The sequence below is a fragment of the Pseudomonas sp. 2VD genome (assembly GCF_005503585.1).
In the GTDB taxonomy this organism is placed as follows: domain Bacteria; phylum Pseudomonadota; class Gammaproteobacteria; order Pseudomonadales; family Pseudomonadaceae; genus Pseudomonas; species Pseudomonas aeruginosa.
Genome location: NZ_SCND01000424.1, coordinates 1 through 4,682 on the forward strand (window position 1 = coordinate 1; position 4,682 = coordinate 4,682).

Here is a 4,682-nt window from a genome sequence, read left to right on the forward strand (position 1 = left end):
GGCCAAGCAGGAGCTAGGGCTGACGCTGAGCGTACCCAATCGTCTCCAGGAGGGGGCGGCGCTCAGCCCCAGCTCGCCCAGCACGCGGCTACGGGACTCGTCGTCGGCGAGTACGCTTTCGATGGCCTTGCGGAACGCCGGGGCGTTACCCAGCGGGCCCTTGAGGGCCACCAGCGCATCACGCAACTCCATCAGCTTCTTCAGCTCGGGCACCTGCTCGACGATGCTGGCCGGGTTGAAGTCCTTCATCGAGTTGATCTGCAGCCCCACCGCCAGCTCGTCGCTGCCGCCCTCCTCCTGGAGACGATTGGGTACGCTCAGCGTCAGCCCTAGCTCCTGCTTGGCCAGGACCTCGTCGAAGGTCATCTTGTCGATGCCGATCGGCTTGCGGTCCTCCACCTTGCGCTCATCCCCGCGCTGGGTGTAATCGCCGATCGCCAGTAGCTTCAACGGCAGTTCGATTTCTTCCTGGGCACCGCCGGTGGCGGGCTTGAAAGTGACGTTGATGCGTTCCTTTGGGGCTACCGAGCCTTCTTTGGCCATGGCTTTTTCTCCTTGAGAATTGAGGGCGCGAAGCCCTATTCGAGCACCACCTCGAGATCGAGGTGGCACAGCCTGCGATAAATGTCTTCCTTGCGTTCTCGCACGGCGTGGTTCTGCGGCAACAGCTCGCAGCAGCTATGCAGCAGGTGCAGTACATCCAGCGCCAGATCGGGCTCCCAGGCGTGCAATCCCGATTCGTGCAACTGATGGTCGAGGCTCTCCAGCTGGGTCTTGGCCAGCTCGTACTTCTTCGCCAGGAAGCACAGTCGCGCGAGGCTCAGTTGCCAGAAGAACCGGGCTCGCCCGCCGTGGGCGCGCTTCATGCCCTGCTTCAACACCTGTACCGCCGCCTTCAGGCCGTCCTTGCGCAACACCGGCTGGACCTCGTCCAGGGCGACGTCCCATTCGGCCTGCAGGGCCACGGTCTCGACCTTGCGCGGCGCACTGTCGTTCTGGAGATGGGGCATGACATGGGCGCTGATCCAGCCGCGGGTGGCCGCATCGGCGAATGCGCTGCCGTCGTGGAAACGCAGCTCCACCAGCCCCGGCAGACGCTGCAGGAGCAAGGCGAAATGCATTTCGACTTCCCGCATCGCCTGCTCGGCGTTGAGCCCTTGCAGGCACTCCCAGACCAGGCGCTGGCCGTCGAACCAGAACGGCGCCCGTGCCAGGCTCGCCTCCAGCTCCACCAGGAGATCGGCGTACAGGCCCTGGGCGAAACGCTCCTGGTAGCTTTTCAGCTTGTCCGCCGGCACTCCCCTTAGCGCAGTGACCTGTTCGGCATTGCGCTCGGGCATGGACTCGATGGGCAGCCAGAGCATCGTCCGGTTGAGGCGCAGCGCGCGCAGATCGGTGGCTTTCTGCTTCAGCCACCAGGCGCACAGGGGGCGTGCGGCCTCCTGCTGGGCGCGCATGGCCTTGTGGGCGTCGCGCTCGTTGTCGATGGGCGCACCCGGCGCCAGCAACTGGCTGGCCGCCTGCTTGACCTGGGCCACCACGGCGCCGACCACGCCAGGTTCGGGCTGGTTGTCGGCGGCGCGCTGGAGCATGCCCGAAAGGCGTCGGCTGATCGGCAGCAACAAGGGCGCGTCGTCGCCCAGTTGCGCGGTCAGCGCGGTATCGAGTTTTTCCAGGTGCTCGGCGAGACGCCGGAACAGGGGGAGTTGCTCCTTGATCGGTACGTTTTCGTTCAGCGCCTGCTCCAGCCGGGGCACCAGCCAGGCAATGGCCGCGGCGCGAGTGCGCGCCTTGAGCGGATGGATCTCGACCCAATGCCGGCTGCACAGACGTTCCAGCAATCCCAGTCCGGCCAGCAAACCGGGAAAGGATTCCCGTTGGTAGAGGGCCCAGGTCAACCAGGCTGCAACACGCAGGTCCTTGGATTGGGCACGAAGCAGCGCTTCGCTGTTTTCCAGGATTTTCAACCAGTCGGTCTGGCCGTTCTCATGGAGCGAGAGCGCCTTGCCCAGCTCATTTTCCAGCGCCTCGTATTCGCTGGAAAAACGCACATCCTCACCCGCAAAGACATCCTTTGAAATCGGCTGTTCCGCGAGTTCCAGATAATGCGAGGAGAGCTTGCTCGAATAGGTCATCCTAACCCTTCAATGCACACCATGTGCGCCAATGAATATCTTAACAATTCAACTAGTTGGCATAAAAACCGAACGAAAATCCCAATAGTCTGAAAAGCTCTTTGCCTTTTCCATGAAAACAACATAAAAACTGGCAAGCAACAGGACATTCCCTCTTTGGGAATTTTCCTATTCATTGATACGAATCAATGAAAGATTTTCAGCCAAACGTCAGGCGTCTGCGTCCATGCCCTTTACGGCTTGGCTATAGCCATCATAACGACATTGATGGCCATTTGGAAAACCCTACCAAAACAGGTAGTTAACAATTTATAAAAAATAAGGCAGGCAGTATGGATTTATCCGGAGAGCCTCGAAACATAGGCCTTCCAAGCGGACCAACAGCTGATTTAGAGCGTAACAGCGATTGTGCAAGAAGTTGCACAATGAAAACCAAGAAACATCCCCAATAACAGTCCACAGCCCTTGAAAATACTGGCCTGGACACTACTGCGCAAAAAGTTGCACAGCACTGCGCAAATTCTTGCTCAATTCACTTGTTATATTTCTTTTCAGAATGAGACATGGATAACAATCAGCCATTGTATGAGATTGATTAAAAGAGCCATGAAAAGACTGACACGGGAATTGTTCGAGAAATTAATCGAGATGGGCGGTCCCATGGCCACCGGCGAGGAAGTTGCGCCGTGACCGACTGCAGGCGGGACGCACCGCTGCGTTTACCCTGGACACGCCCGTACCGCATCGGCTGGGCGGAAATCGATAGCGACCCGAGCAGTCAGGAAAGCAGGATTCGATGACCGCCGCAGCGCCTATCGCCAAGCCCTCGATGACCAACTTATGCGGTAGGCCGCGTACGGCGACGACAGAGAATTGCGCACCGCTTACCCGCTCGACAGTGCTGTGCGCCTACTGGCGAGAAAGCTGCCCGACAGTAGTCGGGTCGGCTAGCGCGGCCAGTCGGTCGATGCCCTCCTGGGCATCGACCTCAACGGCCAGTAACTGACCCGCCACCAGCGCAGCGCCGGGTACCAACAGCAGCGCCAGGAAAGCGAGCTACGAATAATCAGGAAAAACGCGCATCCAGCCCGATGCATAAAAATTTCGCTCTACCCGAAATTCCCGCTCATGACAGAAATCACTGCCTCGCCAACCGCTGATCGAATCTCCCCTCAATCAGCATCCCCACATACCCCGGCACCTCCCCCACTCGCTTGATCCACGCGCGGATCGCCGGGTAGGCCGTCAGGTCGAAGCCGCCTTCATGGGCGACATGGGTGTAGGCGTAGAGGGTGATATCGGCGATGGAGAACTGTTCGCCGACCAGGAATGGCGTGCGCGACAGCTGTTTCTCCATGACGTCGAGGGCCTTGTAGCCGCCGATCTTCTTCTCTTCGAACTCGGCGCGGCGGGCTTCCGGGAGGCCGAGGTAGAGCTTGATGAAGCGCGCCACGGCCACATAGGGCTCATGGCTGTATTGCTCGAAGAATTGCCATTGCAGCACCTGGGTGCGCAGGCGCGGTTCGCTGGGCAACAGGGCGCTGCCGTCGGCGAGGAAGTTGAGGATGGCGTTGGACTCCCACAGGCAACTGCCGTCCTCCAGCTCCAGCACCGGTATCTTGCCGTTGGGGTTCTTCGCCAGGAACTCCGGGGTCTGGGTCTCACCCTTGAGAATGTCCACCGGTACCCACTGGTAGTGGATGCCGAGCAGCGACATGGCCAGCTTGATCTTGTAGCAGTTGCCCGAACGGTAATCACCGTAGACCTTGTACATCGTGTCGCTCCTCGGATCGGATGGCCGGCGCCCCGGGAGGAGCGCCGATGAGGGTTCAGGCCGCTTCGGCGGCCTGGGCGTCGCGGACGACCTTGGCCAGGCGCCGCAGGCCTTCGTGCAGGCGCTCCGGGGCGACGTGGCTGAAGTTCAGCCGCAGACGCCCGAGGTTCTGCTCCGGCTCGGCGAAGAAAGGTTCGCCGGGCATGAATGCGACATCGGCGGCCAGCGCCGGCTGGAGCAGGGTGCGGGTATCCAGCGGCTGCCTGAGGGTCAGCCAGAAGAACAGCCCGCCCTCCGGGATATTCCATTCGGCCAGCTCGCCGAAGTGCTCCAGCAGCGCCTCCTGCATGGCGTCGCGGCGGACCCGGTAGAACTCGCGCAGTTCGGCCAGGTGCTGGCGGTAGGCCTCGCTGCCGAACCATTGCAGCGCCTGCCACTGCCCTACCCGGTTGGTATGCAGGTCGGCCGACTGTTTCAGCCGCAGCAGGTGGGGGAACAGGTCCGGGGTGGCTATCAGGAAACCGACGCGCAGGCCCGGCAGCAGGGTCTTCGACACCGTGCCGGTATAGATCCAGCTGGACTTGCGCAGGCGGCTGACCAGCGGGGTTGCGCGGCCCTCGTCGAACACCAGTTCGCGATAGGGTTCGTCTTCGATCAGGGTCACGCCGAATTCGTCTAGCAGCGCCGCCACCGCGTCGCGGCGTTCCTCGCTGTAGCGCACGCCGGACGGATTCTGGAAAGTCGGGATCAGGTAGGCGAAGGCCGGCTTGTGT

General features: G+C 61.2%; 4 protein-coding genes. All 4 read right to left on the reverse strand.

Going from position 1 to position 4,682, the window contains the following annotated elements:
- Positions 1-543: type VI secretion system contractile sheath small subunit (tssB, locus tag FFS27_RS28770; protein ID WP_256659698.1), on the reverse strand; the 543-nt coding region annotated here is incomplete at its 3' end.
- 35 nt (positions 544-578) lie between these two features.
- Positions 579-2,135: a type VI secretion system protein TssA gene (gene tssA, locus FFS27_RS28775; protein ID WP_003097814.1), complete on the reverse strand. Its 1,557-nt coding sequence runs from the start codon at positions 2,133-2,135 to the stop codon at positions 579-581.
- Positions 2,136-3,273: 1,138 nt separating this feature from the next.
- Positions 3,274-3,909, reverse strand: a complete 636-nt coding sequence (locus tag FFS27_RS28780) for a glutathione S-transferase family protein (protein WP_137952379.1) — start codon at positions 3,907-3,909, stop codon at positions 3,274-3,276.
- A 55-nt stretch (positions 3,910-3,964) separates the two neighbouring features.
- Positions 3,965-4,682: aminotransferase-like domain-containing protein (locus FFS27_RS28785; RefSeq protein ID WP_137952380.1), on the reverse strand; the 718-nt coding region annotated here is incomplete at its 5' end.

Coding starts and splice junctions, on each gene's coding strand:
- tssA (WP_003097814.1), bottom strand. CDS start 2,135: ATGACCTATTCGAGCAAGCTCTCCTCGCATTATCTGGAACTCGCGGAA.
- FFS27_RS28780 (WP_137952379.1), bottom strand. CDS start 3,909: ATGTACAAGGTCTACGGTGATTACCGTTCGGGCAACTGCTACAAGATC.